At 62.9% G+C, this 18,122-nt stretch carries 14 protein-coding genes; 9 read left to right on the top strand and 5 right to left on the bottom strand.

The genetic code is table 11. The annotated features are described in order from the left end of the window. Positions 1–262: 262 nt before the first annotated feature. Entirely contained in the window at positions 263–592 is a 330-nt protein-coding gene (locus tag S4A8_RS14700; RefSeq protein ID WP_353179849.1) for a hypothetical protein, read from the top strand. Positions 593–594: 2 nt separating this feature from the next. On the opposite strand, the gene tmpT is transcribed toward S4A8_RS14700, so the two are convergent. From tmpT to dinB, 3 genes are all read right to left on the bottom strand, one after another. Next, on the bottom strand, positions 595–1,281 hold the full coding sequence (tmpT, locus tag S4A8_RS14695; RefSeq protein WP_353220701.1) for a thiopurine S-methyltransferase: 687 nt from the start codon (positions 1,279–1,281) through the stop codon (positions 595–597). A gap of 25 nt (positions 1,282–1,306) precedes the next feature. Continuing rightward, positions 1,307–2,032 carry a glutathione S-transferase gene (locus S4A8_RS14690; protein WP_353220700.1) on the bottom strand — a complete coding sequence of 242 codons (726 nt, stop codon included), beginning with the start codon at positions 2,030–2,032 and terminating at the stop codon, positions 1,307–1,309. A 667-nt stretch (positions 2,033–2,699) separates the two neighbouring features. Further along, positions 2,700–3,773, bottom strand: coding sequence for a DNA polymerase IV (gene dinB / locus S4A8_RS14685; protein ID WP_353220699.1), 1,074 nt, complete (start codon positions 3,771–3,773; stop codon positions 2,700–2,702). Positions 3,774–3,889: 116 nt separating this feature from the next. On the opposite strand from dinB, the gene purU reads away from it, so the two are divergent. Next, complete coding sequence (gene purU / locus S4A8_RS14680) at positions 3,890–4,747, top strand: formyltetrahydrofolate deformylase (protein ID WP_353179856.1); 858 nt, start codon at positions 3,890–3,892, stop codon at positions 4,745–4,747. Positions 4,748–4,774: 27 nt separating this feature from the next. Here purU and S4A8_RS14675 read toward each other — a convergent pair whose 3' ends face one another. Next, on the bottom strand, positions 4,775–7,108 hold the full coding sequence (locus S4A8_RS14675; protein WP_353220698.1) for an acyl-CoA dehydrogenase family protein: 2,334 nt from the start codon (positions 7,106–7,108) through the stop codon (positions 4,775–4,777). Between the two features lie 314 nt (positions 7,109–7,422). On the opposite strand from S4A8_RS14675, the gene S4A8_RS14670 reads away from it, so the two are divergent. Then, positions 7,423–9,675 carry an ATP-binding protein gene (locus tag S4A8_RS14670; protein ID WP_353220697.1) on the top strand — a complete coding sequence of 751 codons (2,253 nt, stop codon included), beginning with the start codon at positions 7,423–7,425 and terminating at the stop codon, positions 9,673–9,675. After that, positions 9,672–11,828 carry a response regulator gene (locus S4A8_RS14665; RefSeq protein WP_353220696.1) on the top strand — a complete coding sequence of 719 codons (2,157 nt, stop codon included), beginning with the start codon at positions 9,672–9,674 and terminating at the stop codon, positions 11,826–11,828. Before S4A8_RS14670 ends, S4A8_RS14665 begins: the two co-directional genes overlap by 4 nt. 227 nt (positions 11,829–12,055) lie before the next feature. Here the strand turns inward: S4A8_RS14665 and S4A8_RS14660 are convergent, their stop codons facing one another. Beyond that, a complete protein-coding gene (locus S4A8_RS14660; protein WP_502950748.1) occupies positions 12,056–13,390 on the bottom strand; it encodes a WecB/TagA/CpsF family glycosyltransferase in 1,335 nt (444 codons plus the stop codon). Here S4A8_RS14660 and S4A8_RS14655 point away from each other — a divergent pair. The 5 genes from S4A8_RS14655 to S4A8_RS14635 all read left to right on the top strand — a co-directional run bounded on the left by S4A8_RS14655 (position 13,277) and on the right by S4A8_RS14635 (position 18,122). Further along, positions 13,277–13,525: a hypothetical protein gene (locus S4A8_RS14655; RefSeq protein WP_353220694.1), complete on the top strand. Its 249-nt coding sequence runs from the start codon at positions 13,277–13,279 to the stop codon at positions 13,523–13,525. The genes S4A8_RS14660 and S4A8_RS14655 overlap by 114 nt on opposite strands. Before the next feature lie 242 nt (positions 13,526–13,767). Then, positions 13,768–14,976, top strand: a complete 1,209-nt coding sequence (locus S4A8_RS14650) for an oligosaccharide flippase family protein (RefSeq protein ID WP_353220693.1) — start codon at positions 13,768–13,770, stop codon at positions 14,974–14,976. Continuing rightward, positions 14,973–15,902 (top strand): glycosyltransferase family 2 protein, encoded by a 930-nt coding sequence (locus S4A8_RS14645; protein WP_353179866.1) that lies wholly within the window; start codon positions 14,973–14,975, stop codon positions 15,900–15,902. The genes S4A8_RS14650 and S4A8_RS14645 overlap by 4 nt, the downstream gene beginning before the upstream one ends. A gap of 223 nt (positions 15,903–16,125) precedes the next feature. Beyond that, a complete protein-coding gene (locus S4A8_RS14640) occupies positions 16,126–17,118 on the top strand; it encodes a glycosyltransferase (RefSeq protein ID WP_353179868.1) in 993 nt (330 codons plus the stop codon). After that, entirely contained in the window at positions 17,115–18,122 is a 1,008-nt protein-coding gene (locus tag S4A8_RS14635) for a glycosyltransferase family 4 protein (RefSeq protein WP_353179869.1), read from the top strand. Before S4A8_RS14640 ends, S4A8_RS14635 begins: the two co-directional genes overlap by 4 nt.

Here is an 18,122-nt window from a genome sequence, read left to right as displayed (position 1 = left end):
CCCGCGAAAACGCGCTCCGGCCTACGGTTTCGATATCGCCTCGATACTCAAACATCGGCCGAGAGCGCCGACGAATTCAATCGCGGCGTGGCCAGCCGGGCGCTGCGTCGATGGGGCGCAGGGGCTGACGGCTGGTGGCCTGGCGCGCGCGTGTGGCCCGGCTGTATGTCAATGACGATGAAAAAGCCGTATCGTGGCTGGCAGTCGCAGCGCTCATGCGCGGTCTCGGCCGTGTGTCTTCCCGCCATCCTTGCCGGTTTCCATGATCGATTATCTCAACGGTGTCGCCGAAGCCCATGCCGTGGATCCGCTGCTGTTCGTGCTGATCTATCTGGTGAGCACCGTGCCGTTTCTACTGGTCAGTGGCTGGCTGTTTCACCATATCCGCAAGCAACGCCCGCTGGCACTGCTCACCTTTATCTGGGCGCTGTGCTATACCGCGCCGTATCTGTACGTGCTCGCGGTCGGGCGTGATCTGCCGATCTGGGTCTATGCGATGGTCGCGTTGCTGATTGGCGGCGGGCTATGGCTGGCCGCGCGCGGGCTCATGCGCCGGCTGCGCCGCGCCGAGCGCGCCGACAACAGTCCCTAGATTTATAGCCGTTGCCGGCCGTTGCTGCTGCGAATTCGGAAAACGGCTTCTTCGGCTGTTTGCACACGGCGCTGACTGAGCATGCCCTGGCCGCCCAGGCCGCTGCCTTCGGCCACGCATTCGATATCGGCCCAGCCGCCGAACAGTGTTTCGACCTCATCCGCGCTTACCGCGAACGGCGGGCCCTTCATCTGGCTCTGATCGTAGTCGAGGGTGATCAACAAACCCGGCGCGTTGGCCGCGAGCAGGCCGCGCAGATGCGCGACGTAATCGACGCGCATCGACTCGGGCAGGGCGATGAGCGCAGCGCGGTCGTAAAACCCGTCGAAAAGCCCGATCGTGTCGGGGCTGGCGGCAAAGAAGTCGCCCACCAGCAATTCGATGCTGCCGCTACCGTAGTCGCTGCGATAACGCTCGAACGCGCCCAGGCGCTCCTGTGTCGCCGCCAGGTTCTGCTCGGCCAGAAAATCGCGCGCGGCAATCGCACTGAGTTCGATGCCGGTGACCCGATGACCGCGCGCGGCGAGCGTGCATAGATCGGGGGTCTTGCCGCACAGCGGCACGAGCACGCGTGCGCGCTCGGCCAGTTCCAGGCTCGGCCACCAGCTTGCCAGCGCGGGATGGCCCTCCGGCTGATGGAAATTGATCTGTTGCTGCGACCAGCGTTCGTGCCAGAAATCGGCTTTCATGGTGTGCTCGAATGCCCTTGATCACTCAATGCGCGGCATCGAGTTCCGGGTAATGGCGAAACAGGCCGTTCTCATTAAAAGCCATTCGTCGCGACGAGTCGAGATAGGCAGCCAGGGCCGGGCGTTGTGCGACCGCACGCATGAGCGCGCCGATACGCGGCGTGGCGTTGTCGTGCCGGGCCATGGCCTTGGGAAAGGCATAGTGCAGACCGGTGACGACCTGAAACAGGCTCAGATCGGCTGTGGTGCAGGCCTCGCCCACCAGCCAGCGATCGCCGGTCGGGTTGTTTGCCAGCACCTGTTCGAAGTATTGCAGGAACTTCGGCAGGCGCTGCTTGAGAAACAGTCCGCTGCGGCGCGCGGCTTCGGCTTTCTGGTCTTCGTAATACAGACCCGGGCCGAGCGGGTGGTGCGTATCGTGAATTTCGGCCACGAAATCGGTGAGCGTGAGTTGCAGGCTGTGGCACCACAGACGCTCGGCTTCGTCTGTCGGCGCCAGGCCCAGGCGCGGGCCAAGAAACTGCAGGATATTGGCGACATGCGAGACCTCGATATCGCCGGCGCGCAGATAGGGCGGGGCAAAGGGCGCGCGTGGGTTTTCCTCGAAATCCAGGCCCTGGTCGACATGCTCCACGCCGTCGTCGGCATCGTAGGCGATATCGATATAGTCGGCGCCCGCGTCTGCGAGCGCCAGCCGCACGAATTCGCCGCGACCGGGAATACCGGGCCAGTAGTAGAGTTCGTAGCGCATGAGGGAAAGCCTTGTGGTGGGTACGCTCGTATCGCAGCAAAGCGCTTCGTTGCGGTCAACCGTGTCTTGTCCCCTGTATCAAACGCGCCGCGTGCGCAGCGCCAGGCCCCGTGAGGCAGCAGACCTGCGGTTGTCGGCTCCGAACAAGAAAAACGGTCCGCGAATGCACGCTAATAAACGCGGATGCAAGGCAGCGCTTGATGATGCGAACAGGTCAGCGGGCGGCGCAAAGGCACAGCGACAGCCTTAGTGTGCTCTGTGTCGTGTCTTCGCGTTCATTCGCGGACAACCTGCTGGCTTGAGGAAAATCGGCTAGCTTTCGTCGCTGATCAAGAAGCCATTCATCCGCAGATCGACGCAGATCACACAGATCAAAGACGATAAACTGCGGTCGTTCGCTGTGACCTGCACCCCGCCTTTCCTAATCTGTGTAATCTGTGTAATCTGTGTAATCTGCGAAATCTGCGGTTCCGCTTGATGATCGAAGCCGTTAGACGCCCGATTATCGAAATCCGCATACCGTGTGCTGCGTATCCGGATGGTCTTTGGCATGCGGCGCGAACAGCAGGCCGAGCGCGTCTCGAGCGCTGCGTCTTTTGCCTTATTCGCGTGTATTCGCGTTCATTTGCGGACAATCGGCTATGCTTGAGCATGGCCGCGGATGCGTCTACAACAGACTCGGCTGAATCGCTTCTTCGCGGCCGTCGACGAAGCCAGACAGGCCCACGCCCACCAGTCGATAGCGGGTGTCCGGTGCGCCATCCACGCGCTCGCGTAGGGCACAGGCAATTTCGGCCACCTCGGCGGCCGAGGTCGGGCGGCTGGGTGGGGTGAAGCTGCGGGTCAGGATCTGAAAATCGGTGGTCTTGAGCTTGAGTACCACGGTACGCGCCACGCGTGGCTGCTTGCGCTGGTGGTTGGCCCAGGTCTTGTCGGCGAGACGCTGAATATGCTCGACGAGTTCGTCCAGGCGCAGATCCTCGCGCAGCGTATCTTCGCTGGATACCTGGGCGGCATCGCGTTTGGGTTGGACCGGGCGTTCGTCGATACCGCGGGCAAGTTCGTAGAGCCGCCGGCCCCAGCGGCCGTAGCGTTCGACCAGTTCCGCCTGTTCGAACACGCGCAGATCGCCCACCGTGTGTACATCGAGCGCGGCGAGTTTCTCCTTCATCTTCGGGCCCACGCCCGGCACCTTGCCGATCGGCAGCGGCAGCAGAAAGGCGTCGACCTGGCGCGGTTTGACCACGAACTGGCCGTTGGGCTTGCGCCAGTCCGAGGCGATCTTGGCCAGGAACTTGTTGGGCGCGATACCCGCGGAGGCGGTCAGCCCGGTTGCTTCCAATATTTCGGCCCGGATCACGCGCGCGGCTTCGGTGGCCGAGGGCATGTGGGTATGGGTGACGGTGACATCGAGATAGGCCTCGTCGAGCGACAGCGGTTCTACCAGATCGGTATGGCGCAGAAAGATTTCGCGAATCTGGCGCGAAATCGCGCGATAGCGATCGAAATGCGGATCCACGAAAATCGCCTGCGGACACAGGCGTTCGGCGCGCACCGCCGGCATGGCCGAACGTACGCCGAATACGCGCGCTTCATAGCTCGCTGCCGTGACCACCGAACGCAGGCCGCGCTTGGCCACGACCACGGGTTTGCCGAGCAGGGACGGGTCGTCGCGCTGCTCGACCGACGCATAAAAGGCGTCCATATCGACATGCACGATCTTGCGCGGGCTGTCGCTCATCGGTTGCCTGCCGTGCTCAAGTTCGCATCGCGGCCGAAATCGGCCGCCTGGCGCGCTACCATAGGCGGCTTTCGCGCGGCGCGCCTGTGCCTGGTCATCGTTTCAACGGTTTGAATATGGATCGTCCCCGTCATTTTACCCTGCGTTTCTCCTGTCCGGATCGGGTCGGCATCGTTGCCCGCGTCGCCAGTTTCTTTGCCGATCACGGCGGCTGGATTCTGCGTTCGAGCCAGCACTCCGACGAAGACAGCCAGCGGTTTTTCATGCGCGTGGAAGTGCGTGCAGATTCGCTGGATCTGGATGAGGCCGGGCTGTGCGAACAGTTCGAACCCATCGGCCGTGCCTTCGATATGGACTGGCAGATCAGCGACAGCGCAGTAAAAAAGCGGGTGGTGATTCTGGTATCCAAACAGATGCACTGCCTCTACGACCTGCTCGAACGCTGGCAGTCGCGGGAACTGGATATCGAGATTCCCTGTGTGATTTCAAACCACGACGATGCGCGCGGACTGGTCGAGTGGCACGGCCTGCGCTATCACCACGTGCCCATCGACGAGAACAACAAGCCCGAAGCCTGGGCCGAGATCGAGCGCCTGTTCGTCGAGGCGGGCGGTGAAACCATGGTGCTCGCCCGTTTCATGCAGATATTGCCGGCTGATCTGTGCGATCGCTTTCCCGGGCGTATTCTCAATATCCACCACAGTTTTCTGCCCAGCTTCGTGGGCGCCCAGCCCTATCGGCAGGCCTACCAGCGCGGTGTGAAGCAGGTCGGGGCGACCTGCCACTACGTGACCCCGGAACTCGACCAGGGCCCGATCATCGACCAGGACGTCACCCGGGTCGATCATGGCGATACGGTTCGCGATCTGGTGCGCTACGGCAAGGACATCGAAAAAGCCGTGCTCGCCCGCGGGCTGCGCCACCACCTGGAAGATCGGGTGCTCATCAGCGGCCGGCGCACGGTCGTTCTGTAACCGCGCGCCGACTGGCTGGGGCCGTTGCTAGGCGCGCTTGTCGGCCTGTTTAAGCGGTTCGCGGCCGACATAGTTTTCGAAGGCAATGGGGGCTGAGAGCAACTCGTCGGGAATGGCAAAGGCGTCGATATAGGCGAGTGCGTCGGGGCGGATTTCGCCCAGCATCTTGCCGCGCAGATTGCGTAGCGCCTTGTACTTGCCCGACGAAATATAGCCGTAAGTCAGATACCACTCGGCGTGCTGGAGCAGGGTATCGATCGCGGCGAGTTGACGCATGCGTTCCAGGGCATCCTTTTCCGGGCCGTCGGCCAGCGGCGCGAGGGCCTCGGCGAAGGTCGCGGCAATGTGGTGATGCATGTCGGCATGGGCGAACGCCATCATGTGATCCTGAATATCGCTGAACGCCATGAACGGTTCCATGTCGTCCTGCTGAATACGCTTGTACAGCCGGCGTGCGGCGGCCACCAGCAGGTTGTGCTTGCGCAGTTTGAACAGCTCGAGATGGAAATCGGCACTGCGCAGGTGGTCTTCGTCGGTCTTGCGCGCGGTCAGCGGGTTGATATCGATCAGCTCGGTCTTGGCCATGCCGCCGAGCTCGCGTATCAGCGTGAGCGCCAGATTCTGTTCGAAGCCCTTGGCAAAGCTGGCCAGTCGGTTTTTCGATACCAGGTTCAGCAGAACCGTATTGTCGCCTTCGAAGGTTGCGAACACGTCGATATCGCGGCGAATGGTGGCAATCTGGTTTTCGGCCAGAAAGCCCAGCCCGCCACAGCATTCACGCGCGGTCTGGGTGGCATCGATGGCATGCCAGGAGGCCATGGATTTCACCCCGGCGGCCAGGGTTTCCACCTCGCGCGTGGTTTCGTCGGTGCGATCGCGAAAGCGCGCGATCAGATCGAAGGCCGCGAAATGCATGGCATAGGTATGCGCGATCGCCGGGAAAAGCCGCATCTGATGGGCCTTGTAGTCGATGATGCGCAGCTCGCTGCCGTCTTCGCCGCCGAACTGGCGGCGCACGGTGGCATAGCGGGTCGCGATCGCCAGTGATTTCTTGGCCGCGGTGACCGAGGCCGCACCCACGCTGATTCGCCCGCCGACCAACGTGCCGAGCATGGTGAAAAAACGCTTGTTGCTGCCTGCGATAGGGCTGTCGTAGGTGCCGTCCTCGGCCACGCTGGCATAGCGATCGAGCAGGTTTTCGCGCGGGATGCGGACGTTGTCGAAATACAGCCGGCCGTTGTCGACGCCGTCCAGGCCCATCTTGGTGCCGCAATCCTCGATGCGTACGCCCGGCGCGGGTTCGCCGTCGTCGTTTCGAATGGGCACGATGAACGCATGCACGCCGTAGTTTTCGCCGCCGGTGGCCAGCTGGGCGAACAGGGTCACGGCATGACCGTCGCGCGCGGCATTGCCGATCCACTCCTTGCGCGCCGACATGGTGGGCGTATTGATCACGAATTCGTCGGTGTCCGGGTCGAAGGTGGCGGTGGTCTCCACCTCCTGCACGTTCGAGCCGTGCCCGGATTCGGTCATCGCAAAACCGCCAAGCAGCTTGGCGGAGGCGATATCGGGCAGATATTTCTTGTGGTGATCGTCGTTGCCCAGAAAGATGATGCTGCCGCCGAACAGACCGAACTGCACACCGAATTTCACCACCAGGCTCAGATCGAACATCGCCAGCGCCTGGAATACATGGATGAAACCGGCCATATCGCCTTCGCCGCCCACGCTCTCAGGCATGGCGCCGATGGCGATATCCTGTTTTTCGGTGGCCATGTGTTTGAGCCAGCGCAGCACGGTCGCGCGCTGGCTTTCTTCGGATTCGCCGGTGCTGTAGGTAAAGATGTCGTCGGCCAGCGCGTCGCGTACCTGTTGCCATTTCTCGGCGTAGTCGCCTTCCAGCATGGCCTGCAGTTTGGCGGCATCGAAGCTGGGTTCGGGCTCGTTGAGGCTCTGGTCCACCGGCTCGCCGGCATCCTGGAAGATCTCGGCCGATACGCCCATGCCGCTGACACCGTATTCGCGTGCATAGTCGGCCACGGCTTCGTTGAATGCGGCGTCGGCGCTATCGCCCATGGCATCGCTCATCGCCGTCAGCGAAGGCTGGCGTCGGCCCACCTGTTCGCGAATACGGCGGCGCAGACGAGCCAGTTCGGGGGCGGTGGGCGGGTTGTCGGGGTCGAGCCATAGCTCGAGTGTCTTTTGCGTATCGTCATCGCGCGCCGGCAGCTGTTCGGCGATCGATTTGATATGCCGGGACTCGGGTTCGGCCAGGGTGCCGTCCGTCCATGCGATATAAATGACCGGCAGCAGCGGCTGGAGGTGGGCGTTTTCGACAAGGGCCTCGGTACGATCGGACATGCGCGTTCTTCGATTGGGCTGGTACCTGTTTGTACCAAATTCATGGCTTTTTCGATGCACCGCACGAACGCGGCCAGCAGGTGGCGTCTTCGCTAAGGCCTGTTTCAGGCACGAATGCCGGCAAAAGTACGGGTTTCTACGCTTTACATCGTGCGCGCCCGGCCGACACAGTGATAAGCGGTGCTAACACGACGGATATTCGTCAAGGGCGTTATTTTTCAAGGTGGCAACTGCGGGACGATTAAACGGCAGCGCTGGCGCGTGCGGTGTCGCAGGCGTCTACCGTTGTTGGTGTGGCCGCCGGACGGTTTTCTATGAGCGCTGACCTCGAATTGGCCCATGTTGGCCGTTTCGTCGACGGGATTGGGCATCACGCCTATGCCTGTCTGGACGCACGCGGGCGTGTGCTCGGCGCTACCCGCAAGGTTTGTAAAATCGCCGGGCTCAATCAGAGCGCGCTTAAGGGCGCGCTGTTCATGCAGGCGTTGCCGCCCGTGGCCGATGGCCGCGAAAGCCTGAATATGTCGTTGCTGAGCGCGCTGCAAAAGCCCGGTCAGACGACCACCCACCTGGACTGCCGACAGGGGCAGCAAGGGCAGCCGATCTGGCTCGAGGTGACCGTCGAACGGCTCGACGGCGCGGTGCCCGCGGGCATCGTCTACGGCATGAGCGTGATCGACGTCAGCGAACGCGAGCAGGTGGAAGCGCATCTGCGCGAAAGTCTGCATATGCTCAATGTGGCCGAAGAAACCGCCGAAATGGGCCACTGGCGCCTGGATCTCGCGACGCAACAAACGCAGTGGTCGAAGGGCGTTTATCTCATCCACGGCTTCGAGCAAGGCGCCAGTGCAGGCCTGGAAGAGGCGCTCGACGCCTATATTCCCGAAGATCGCGAGCGCGTCGCCGCGATTCTCGAACGGGCGATTGCCGCGCGCGAGGGTTTCGACTTTCGGGCCACGCTGCAACGCCCGAATGGCGACCGTCGCGTGGTGACCGTCAAGGGCCATCCCGAGCTCGATGACGACGGCCAAGCGCTCGCGCTGTTTGGCGTGATACGCGACATGACCGCCGAAAGCCTGGCCACCCGCGAGCTTGTGGCCGCGCGCGATGAAGCTGCCAATGCGGCGCAGGCGAACATGATGCTGCTGGCCACCATGAGCCACGAAATCCGCACGCCCTTGAGCGGTATCGTGGGCATGCTCGAGTCGCTACGCAACGGTCGTGCCGTACAAAGCCCCGAGCAGACACTCAAGACCGTCGAATCCGCCTCGCGTACGCTGATGACGGTACTCAACGACGTGCTCGATCACGCCAAGATCGAAAGCGGCGAATTGCAGATTGAACACGTGGTGTTCGATCTGGCCGAAGTGGCCCACGGTACGCTCGATCTGTTCGAAGCCAGCGCCGCCGAAAAGCAGCTGAAGCTGGTTCGCGATGTCGACGGGCCGCTGCAAGTCGTGGGCGACCCGACCCGCATCCAGCAAATCATATCCAACTTCCTGAGCAACGCGATCAAGTTCACCGCCGAAGGCGAAGTACGCCTTGACCTGCACTACGCGGCCGGCGTATGCAATATCGAAGTGAACGATAGCGGCATTGGCATGGACCAGGCCTCGCTGGCGCATATATTCAAGCCCTTTACCCAGGCCAGTGCTTCAACCACACGCCATTTTGGCGGTTCCGGGCTCGGGCTTTCCATCTGCCAGCGGCTGGCTGCCGCGATGGGCGGGCGTGTGGGTGCCGACAGCGTACTGGGTCAGGGCAGCCGCTTCTGGCTACGCTTGCCGCTATCCAGAATCGAGCGCGAGGTGTCGTCCGGCTCGCCTCGCATGATCGACGAACCTGCCGAACTGCCGCGTGTCGACGGGGAGCCGCCGGTGGTATTGATCGTCGACGATACGCTCACCAATTGCCTGATCGCCGAAACCCACCTGCGAGGCCTGGGTGCGCAGGTTGAAACCGCGAGCAACGGCCTCGAAGCCCTGCAAAGGGTATGCACACAGGAGGTCGACGCAGTGCTCATGGACAACGCCATGCCAGTGCTTGGCGGTACGGTCACCAGCGATCTGATCCGTTTGATGCCGTTCCCGGTCTGCAGCGTGCCGATCGTCGGCGTCTCCGCCGACGCAGAGCCTGCCGTCGATGACCAGGGCCGCATGCGCATGAATGCGGTTTTGGAAAAGCCTTTGCGCGCGCAAACGCTCGTGGCTGCGCTCGCACCGGTGGTTCGCGACTGGCAATGGCGCAAAAGTGCCGGCACGCGGACCTTGCTTGACGACGCGCTGGACAGCCAGGTCTGGCAGCATTTTCACGATCTGCAGCAGGCGGTGAGCGCGCTCGACATCGACCGCGCACGTACGAGCGCCCAGCAACTCGAAGTGCTCGCCGACAACGGCGGCGTGCCAAACCTGGTCGAGTTCGCTCAATTTCTGCAAGGCTGTCTGGATCGGCTCAGTCCGGAACTGTGCGTAATGCTCGTCGACAGCATGCAAGGATTGCTTGAGCGCATCACGGTACCTGGCCAGCGAGCGCCGTTCCCCGACTCGAAAACCGGCCAGCAGTCATGACAGAAACGAGCACGAACGACCGAATCGCTGTTCTCGAACGGCGTCTGCGCAGAGCGACGGCGGCGCGCGAGGAGGCGGAGGCCATTCTGGAACGCCGCGCTCGCGAACTGCTCTATCTCAACGAAAAACTCGCCGCGCGCGAAGACGAACTGCTGCGCCGGCTCGACGACGAAAACCGGCATCTGCTTTATGCCCAGCGCACCGCTCAGATTGCGACCTTTCACCGCGGCCGCGGCCAATCGCTTTTCACCTCGCCGGAATTCAATCGGCTACTGGGGCTACCCACTAACCAGCGGCCCAGCGAACAGTCGTTGCTGGAGGTCATCCACCCGCTCGACCGCGAGCGCGTGATCCGCGAAGAACGGTCTTTCTATGAAAGCGCGCCGGCGGGCACCGAGTTGTCGTACGACTGTCGGATTCTCCGCAACGGCACTACCTGCTGGCTACGCTGGGTAATGCGGCGTGAAAACGACGCCGAGGGACATTTTTCTTCCCTATTCGGCAGTGTGCAGGATATTACCGGCCAGCGCCGGGCTGATCGCCACGCCCGCGCCATGGCGCTGATCGCCGATCGCCGGGTCAAGCAACTCACCCGCATGAGCGCAGAACTGGCCGCCAGCCAGCAGGAAACCGAAAAAGCCTATCGCGCCAAGAGCGAGTTCCTGGCGATGATGAGCCACGATATACGTACGCCGCTCAATGGCCTGCTGGGCATGACCGAGATGCTCGCGCTCGGCGATCTGAACCCGGCGCAGCGCGAACGCCTGGACGTGGCCCACGATGCCGCCACCCAGCTGCATCGCCAGATCGAGGAAATCGTGGCCATGGCCCGTGGTGAGCATGGCCGGCTGGCCTATGTGCCACAGCCCGTCGCGATCAAGCGCAGCCTGGAAAGTCTGGTGCGCTTCTGGCGTGTGGGCCGACCCGAGGTGGGCGCACGGCTGCGTCTGAAGCTATCGGATACGCTGCCCGAGGTCATCGCCAGCGATCCGACCCGGCTGCGCCAGCTGCTGGATGCCTTTATCGAGCGCCTGCGTAGCAGCGACGGTGAAATCGTCATTCGAGCCGGCGCCGATGCGCAGCAGGTGCGTATTGCCGTGGCTGCGGCCGCAGCCGCTCAAGTGGGGCGGGCACGGGATCGGCGTAGCTCGGACCGCAAGATTATCGAGCGCCTGGCGGAATCGATGGATGCGGCGATCGAGGTCGAAACGGATGCGCGGCGCATTCGCTATGTGCTGATTCTCACATCAGCGGCGGTACCCACGGCATCGGCTGCGCAGCCATACTCGGCCGAGCAAGAGATCGCCTCTGGTACGGCCATGGCGCCGTTGACCTGCCAGGGCCGGCGCCCGGTGGTACTCGTGGCCGACGATGTCGAGATCAACCGCTTCGTGCTCGTGCAGATGCTCGATGCGATGGGCTGCGATGTGGATACAGCTGAAGATGGTCGTGAAGCGGTGGAGAAGGCGGGCGAGCGCCGTTACGACGCCATTCTCATGGACATTCGCATGCCGCGTATGTCGGGCACCGAGGCCATGCAGATGCTGCGTGCCGATAGTGCCGGCGAGCGACTGCCCATTGTCGCTGTCACCGCCCATGCCGATGCCGCCGAACTTGCCGAACTGGTGGCCGAGGGCTTCGACGAGGCGCTGGCCAAACCGGTACGCAGCGCCCAGGTCGCGGCGACGCTCCGGGCCCTGTTCGAACAGGCCCAGACCCCACCCCAGCCAGCGGGTGACGAACAGCCCATAGCGCAACCGCAACCCGCGCAGCCGACATCAGCGGATGCCCAATCCGAGACGGGCACGAATAGCAACAGCGAGATCGACAACACGCATTTTCTGTCGATTTTCGAGCCCCTGCCGCAGACGCGGCGACAGATGTTGCTGGATGTCGCGGTGGCCGATTTGCAACGACTCGGCGGCGCGATCGCACAGGCGCTGGAGCAGGACGATGCCCAGGCGCTGGATCATGCCAGCCACAGTCTCAAGGGCGTGGCCGGTAATTTCGGCGCCTTCGTGCTGATGGACAGTATCGCCGAGTTTCGCGATGCGGACATGGCGCAGGCCAAGGTGTTGCTCGGCCCGCTACAGGCGCGGATTCAGGCCGTGATCGACGAGGCCCGTGCGTTGTTCGTTGCCCGCGGTCTGTAAGATTGATCCGGCCCTACAAGCGCTGAACCGGTCCGCTGTGTGCAGTGCCATGGAAGAATAAACGCTGGCGCCTGTCTGTCTTTTGTTGTTCATGGTTTTGCAGCCGCTGGCTGCGGCGCGCATTGTTTTGTATACGCGCGTTCAACCCCAAAAGTCATCTGCGTTTTTGCGGGTTGATAAGCGACCGGTCGCGATATCCAAACCCCATCGCGACCGGCCGTCGCTTTTCAATACGCGCCCCGGCGGCTGAGCACGGCCGGTACGGTACGAAACATCAGCGCGATGTCGTGCAGCACGCTCTTCTGGCCCAGGTAGTCGATATCCAGCGCGACCTGGCCCTCGAACGGGATTTCGGCGCGCCCGGAAACCTGCCAGGTGCAGGTGATACCCGGCTTGCCGCCCAGACGGCCCCAGCTGCGACCGGCATAGGTCACCACTTCCTCGGCCAGGGCCGGGCGCGGGCCGACGATCGACATATCGCCCTTGAGCACGTTCAACAGCTGCGGCAGTTCATCCAGCGAGGTCTTGCGGATGAAGGCACCGACGCGGGTGATACGCGGGTCGCTTTTCATCTTGAAGCACTCGCGCTCGCTCTGGCTCAGCAGCTCGGCGCGACGCGCTTCCGCGTCCTGCACCATGGAGCGAAACTTGAGCATCATGAACGGCTTGCCGTTGGCACCGATCCGGCGCTGCTTGAACAGCGCCGGACCGCCATCTTCGCGGCGAATGGCATAGGCCACACCGAGCAGCACCGGCGCCAGTACCAGCACCGCGGCCAGCGCGATACTGAAATCCAGCACCCGCTTGATGCCGGCATAGACGTTGGTGCGGGCGCCGCGTTCGGCCACGGCCACCGCGAAGGCGTAGGCAAGGAACGCGAAGTTGCCCCACAGATAACGCTTGGCCAGACGGCGCGGCTCCTGGGCCAGGCGCCAGGCCCATTCGCAGCCGACTTTGCGCACCAGCTGCGGCGCACGCACGACGTTGCCGGCATAGTAGTCGAACAGTCCGCCCACGCCGAGTTTGACCGGCACATCCAGGGCGTCACGATGGCTGGCGATCCATTCTTCCTGTAGCGGTACGCCAAAGCCGACGAACAGCAGCGCCGGGCGTGCGCGGTTGATGCGGGCGATGACCTGATCCTGTTCGGCTTCGGAAAAATAGCCGTGCTGGGTACCGGCCACGATCAGGCCCGGATAGCGACGCTGCATTTCGGCCGCCGCACGTTCGGCGGTGCCCGGGCTGCCGCCAAGGAGGTAGATGGCCAGGCCCTGTTTGGCCGCGCGTTCGCACAGAGCCGGGAACAGATCGGTGCCGTTGAGGTTGTCGCCGAACTGCTTGCCGGCCATACGGGCGGCAATGCGCATACCCGAGCCGTCGGGCAGCAGCAGGTCGCTTTCGGCCAGACGCTGGCGGTAGGCACGGTTGCGTACGGCGACATTCACACAGTGCGCATTGAGGATGAGGAAGTTCACGACCGTGGGGTGCTTGGCCGCGGCACGGGCGACGATGTGATCGGCGGCCGCGGTGAACGCGGCATCGACCAGATTCAGGCCGAACAGTTCGACCGTCTAGAGCGCGGTATCACGCAGCGCGGCCGCCTGGGTGAGGCTGGTCAGGGCGTCGAAACCGTCATCGGAAAAGCGCTTGTACATGGTGGGTCTCCGGCAGTGTGTTTGGGTGTGGACGACCCTTGACTGCCAGAAACCGTGCCAATTTTATAAATAGTTAAAAATCAATAGTTTGTAAATTTCAGCCGTAAGCGCCTGGCAATCCGCGATATGCATCGCAGACTGCGAAAAAATTGCGAAATGCGCAGAATTTCGCGACCTGACCGCGACCAAAAGCGCGATTTTTTGTTAAGTGATTGATAGCTAATGAAATAAAAAATTGGCGCGCTTATTGAATAGGTCCGGCCATGTCTTGCCCGGATCACCCCATGAATATCGCATCGCTCGCCCAACGTTTTCGTCATGCCCAGCGCTCGACGCTCGCTCGCGGATTGGCGGCATTCGGCAGTGCCGAAATACTGACCCGTGTCGTACGGATTGCAGCGATCGTGGTCATCGCGCGCCAGGTCTCGCCCACGGTCATGGGCGCGGCCGCACTCGCACTGAGTCTGTTCGAGCTGGTGCGCGTGCTGGCGAACGCGGGTATTGGTCAGTGCATCATTGCCGAATCCGACGCCGGGCTGGCGGCGGCCTGTAATACCGCGCATCGGCTGTTCTGGGCCTGGTTCGGTTGTGTGGCCATCGTTCAACTGCTTGTGGCGGCCGTGCTCTATGCCGTTTTCGACATGACCGATATCGCCGCCATGCTGGCTGTGCTCAGCGGGGTGTATCTGTTCATGCCGGCCGGGCTGGTGCAGGTATTTCTGCTCATGCGCGAACAACGCTTTGGCCTGCTTGCGCGTATCCGTGCTACCCAGGCGATTTGCGACCACGTATTCACGCTCTTGCTGGTGCTGGCCTGGCCCAGCGCCTGGGCGATCGTGCTGCCCAAGTTGCTGACCGCGCCGCTATGGCTGGTGCTGGTGCGCCGTAATCGCAGCTGGCGTGCGCAGCCGCAGGCGGGGCGGGCGCCGGCCCGTGCGTTCCTTGGCTTCGGGCTGGGTGTGCTCGTCAGTGATCTGGCCACGGTGGCCCGCGCGCAGATCGACAAGCTCGTCGTCGGCGCGCTGTTCGGCGTGGAAGCGCTGGGTATTTATTACTTCGCGTTCAACGCCGGGCTGGGGATCACGACTTCGTTCGTCATGGCCCTGGGCAATGTGCTGTTTCCCTATATCTGTGCGGTGCCCGTGTGGGCCGAGCGCCAGCGCCGCTGTCGCCAGGGTCTTGCCGTGGCGGTGGTGGTCTTCATGCCGGTGCTACTGGCTCAGGTCGGACTGGCCCATATCTATGTACCGCTGATCTTCGGTTCGCAATGGGTCGATGCCGCGCCGCTGGTGTCGGTGCTGGGGCTGGGCGCGATACCGATGATTTTCGCCGCGCTTGGCGCGCTGAGTCTGTTCGCGCCCTTCGGTCTGATGGCCGCGGCGAGCGCCTATGTCGCCGGTCTGGCCGTGGTGATGATCCCGGCCGCGCTGTATTACCTGATCCAAAGCCCTGTCTGTGAACACCCCGCCACCTCGAATGGGAGCTATGCATGAACACGCCACGTTTTTCTGTCGTCGTCCCGGTTTACAACGCCGAGGATTCGCTGATTGCAACGGTCGAAAGCGTGCTCGCGCAAAGCGAGCGCAATTTCGAACTCTGGCTCATCGACGATGGCTCCAGCGACGGTAGCCTCGCGATCATGCGCGCACTGGCCGCCCACGACCGGCGTATTCATGTGCGTACCCAGCGCAATGCCGGGGTGTCGCACACCCGCAATCTGGGCGTGCGCCTGGCCCGTGGTCAGTTCGTGGCGTTTCTCGATGCCGACGATATCTGGCACCCGGACAAGCTCGCCACGCACTGGCAGTTTCATCTGGACCATCCGCAAGTGCGTTGCAGCTATGCTCAGATCGCGTTTCTGCAGCAAGGCGAAGCCGGTCTGCGCGATGCGCGGACCCACTCGACGGTGCCGGCCGGACGTCTGTCACTGGCCCGGGTGCTGGGCGAAAATCCGGTCTGCACGAGTTCGAATATCGTGATCGATCGGCAGTGCTTCGAGCGGATCGGTGGTTTCGATACCGCGATGCAGTATGCCGAAGATCAGGAATGGCTGGCCCGGGCGGTCAGCGCCGGGCTGACCATTGTCGGCATCAATTCGCTGCTCGTGGGCTATCGCATGTCGCCGGGCGGGCTGTCCTCGAAGCTGGATGCCATGTATGCCGGCTGGAAGCGCCTGGTATCGCGATACAGCGCCCAGTTCGATGGCGCCTCGGCGCAGGCGCTGTATTGTCGATACCTGGCCCGGCGTGCCCTGCGTGCGGGCGCCTCTTCGCGTCAGTCGTTGCGTTTTGCGCTGGCCGGGCTGTGCGCGAGCCCGCGTGCATTTTGCGACGACCTGCGACGTGGCGTGCTGACGTTGATCGGCGCGCTGGCCAGCCCGTTTCTGCCGCCGCGTCTGCGCACCCGGCTGTTCGCGTGAGCGCGCGCAAAACGCACGCGTTCGACGACAGTCTTGGCATTGTGGGAAGGAATCCGAAACTGCGATGCAAAATGAAAAAATCGCCATCGCAGTTTCGGATTTATGAGTTTGAAATTTAGCTAACTAATTGAAAAATAAAGAATAGGGAAATTGGCCCGCTTTTTGAGTTGATACCGGTACGAATTGTCATTCGACACCACCAACCAGCAAAGCGAGAAGGGCCATGAAACATCCGATCATTTCCGTCGTCATGCCGGTCTACAACACCGAAGCCTATGTCGGCGAAGCCATTACCTCGGTTCTGAAACAGACATTCGAAGACTTCGAACTCATCATCGTCGACGACGGCGGCAACGATGCCAGCATGGCGATCTGCCGCGAGTTCACCGACGAACGCATTCGTATCATCAGCCAGGAAAACCGCGGCCTGGCCGGCGCGCGCAATACCGGCATCGCCGCCGCTCGTGGCCAGTACATTGCGCTGCTGGACTCCGACGACCGCTGGGACCCCTCCAAGCTGGCGCTGCACTTCATCCATCTGAGCGCCAGCCCTGAAATCGACGTCAGTTATGCCGGTTCGCGCCTGATTGACGCCGCAGGCAAGGCGCTGCGGGTCGAACAGCGTCCGCGCCTGAAAAACGTCAAGGCGCACCACATCCTCACCCGCAACCCGGTCGGCAATGGCTCCGCGGCGGTCATTCGCCGCTCGGCGCTGGATCGGGTGGCGTTCGTGCATCCGCAGGAGCGTACGCGGGTGTGCTGGTTCGACGAGAGCTTTCGCCAGTCCGAGGACATCGAACTGTGGGTTCGTATGGCCGGCGGCTACAGCTGTCGCTTTGAAGGCATCGAAGGCCTGCTCACCGACTACCGCATCATCGACGGCGGCCTGTCCGCGAACGTGATTCGGCAATACGAAAGCTGGCAGCGCGCCATCAAGAAGGCACACCGCTATGCGCCGCGTCTGCTGGCCCGCCACGGCCGACGTGCCGCGGCCTATCAGCTGCGCTATCTGGCCCGCCGCGCGATCCAGCTGGGCGACGGCGCCTTTGCCGTAGCGCTGGTGCGTCAGGCGCTGGCGACCAGCCCGATGATCGCGATCCAGGAGCCGGCCAAGACGATGGTCACCATCGCCGCATCGCTGGCAGCGCGCTGGCTGCCCGCGCCCGTGTTCATGACCCTGGTCAACCGCCGTCTGCACACGAGTATCCCGGCATGAAAAAGCTTCGCGTTGTTCATCTTGTAGACGATTTCGCCGCGGGCGGGGTTGCCCAGGCGCTATCGATCTACGGCCGGCCGGAACTGGCCGATATCGCCTGCTCGCGTGTCGAGCAGGTCGATCCCAATAGCTGGCAGGCGCCGTATCTCAATACCGACATGATCGTGCCCCACTTCCCGCCGCGCTGGCGCAGTCTGGCTTTCCTGTACAGCCTGCGTCGGCGTAACCCGAACGCGCGGCTGGTGCATGTCGAACACAGCTATACGCGTGCCTGGGAGCGGGCGAACGTGCCGCATCAGTGGCGGTTTCGGCTGATGTTGCGCTGGTCGCTGCGTCACTTCGATCAGGTCGTGGCGGTGTCCCACGGGCAGGCCGACTGGCTTGAATCGATTGGCGTCGTACCCGGGCAACGCCTGCGCGTGATCGCCCCGTACAGCGATATCGATCCGTTGCTCGAATGCCCGCGTACGCCGCGCGCGCCCAACGCCCCGATTGTGATCGGCGCGTTCGGACGCTTTGCCGAGGTGAAAGGCTTCGAACGCCTTATCGATGTCTTCGCGCGGCTCGATCCGGCACGGTTCGTTTTGCGTATCGGCGGCTTCGGCCCGCTCGAGGATGCGCTCAAGGCGCGTGCCCAAGGCATGGCCCATGTCGAGTTCGTCGGCCCGGTCATCGACCGTGCGGCCTTCCTGTCGGCCTGCGACATGCTTGCGGTACCGTCGCGCTGGGAATCGTTCGGTCTGGTGGCCGCCGAAGCACGCGCGGCCGGCTGTCCGATTCTGGTATCGAATGTGGACGGGCTGCCCGAACAGGCGCGCGGGCGCGGCTATGTCTTCGATTTCGACGATACCAAGGCCGTTGCTGACGCCATCGCGGCGGTCAATCGCAGCGAGATCATGTTGATGGGCGCGCTGGCGCGCCAATCGGTACGCAGCCTGAGCGTGAGCCGGTTCAAGGCCTGGCGCGAGATCTTCGAAGCCGCGGCGCCCGCCGCGGCTGGCTAG

Source organism: Salinisphaera sp. S4-8 (assembly GCF_040361235.1).
GTDB lineage: Bacteria > Pseudomonadota > Gammaproteobacteria > Nevskiales > Salinisphaeraceae > Salinisphaera.
This window is presented reverse-complemented; position numbering and strand designations above follow the sequence as displayed.

What these genes read in the sequence shown, in the direction of transcription:
- S4A8_RS14670 (WP_353220697.1), top strand. Translation starts at nt 7,423, where the DNA reads ATGAGCGCTGACCTCGAATTGGCCCATGTTGGCCGTTTCGTCGACGGG.
- S4A8_RS14650 (WP_353220693.1), top strand. Translation starts at nt 13,768, where the DNA reads ATGAATATCGCATCGCTCGCCCAACGTTTTCGTCATGCCCAGCGCTCG.
- S4A8_RS14665 (WP_353220696.1), top strand. Translation starts at nt 9,672, where the DNA reads ATGACAGAAACGAGCACGAACGACCGAATCGCTGTTCTCGAACGGCGT.
- S4A8_RS14675 (WP_353220698.1), bottom strand. Translation starts at nt 7,108, where the DNA reads ATGTCCGATCGTACCGAGGCCCTTGTCGAAAACGCCCACCTCCAGCCG.
- purU (WP_353179856.1), top strand. Translation starts at nt 3,890, where the DNA reads ATGGATCGTCCCCGTCATTTTACCCTGCGTTTCTCCTGTCCGGATCGG.
- S4A8_RS14700 (WP_353179849.1), top strand. Translation starts at nt 263, where the DNA reads ATGATCGATTATCTCAACGGTGTCGCCGAAGCCCATGCCGTGGATCCG.
- S4A8_RS14690 (WP_353220700.1), bottom strand. Translation starts at nt 2,032, where the DNA reads ATGCGCTACGAACTCTACTACTGGCCCGGTATTCCCGGTCGCGGCGAA.
- S4A8_RS14635 (WP_353179869.1), top strand. Translation starts at nt 17,115, where the DNA reads ATGAAAAAGCTTCGCGTTGTTCATCTTGTAGACGATTTCGCCGCGGGC.
- S4A8_RS14640 (WP_353179868.1), top strand. Translation starts at nt 16,126, where the DNA reads ATGAAACATCCGATCATTTCCGTCGTCATGCCGGTCTACAACACCGAA.
- tmpT (WP_353220701.1), bottom strand. Translation starts at nt 1,281, where the DNA reads ATGAAAGCCGATTTCTGGCACGAACGCTGGTCGCAGCAACAGATCAAT.
- S4A8_RS14645 (WP_353179866.1), top strand. Translation starts at nt 14,973, where the DNA reads ATGAACACGCCACGTTTTTCTGTCGTCGTCCCGGTTTACAACGCCGAG.
- dinB (WP_353220699.1), bottom strand. Translation starts at nt 3,773, where the DNA reads ATGAGCGACAGCCCGCGCAAGATCGTGCATGTCGATATGGACGCCTTT.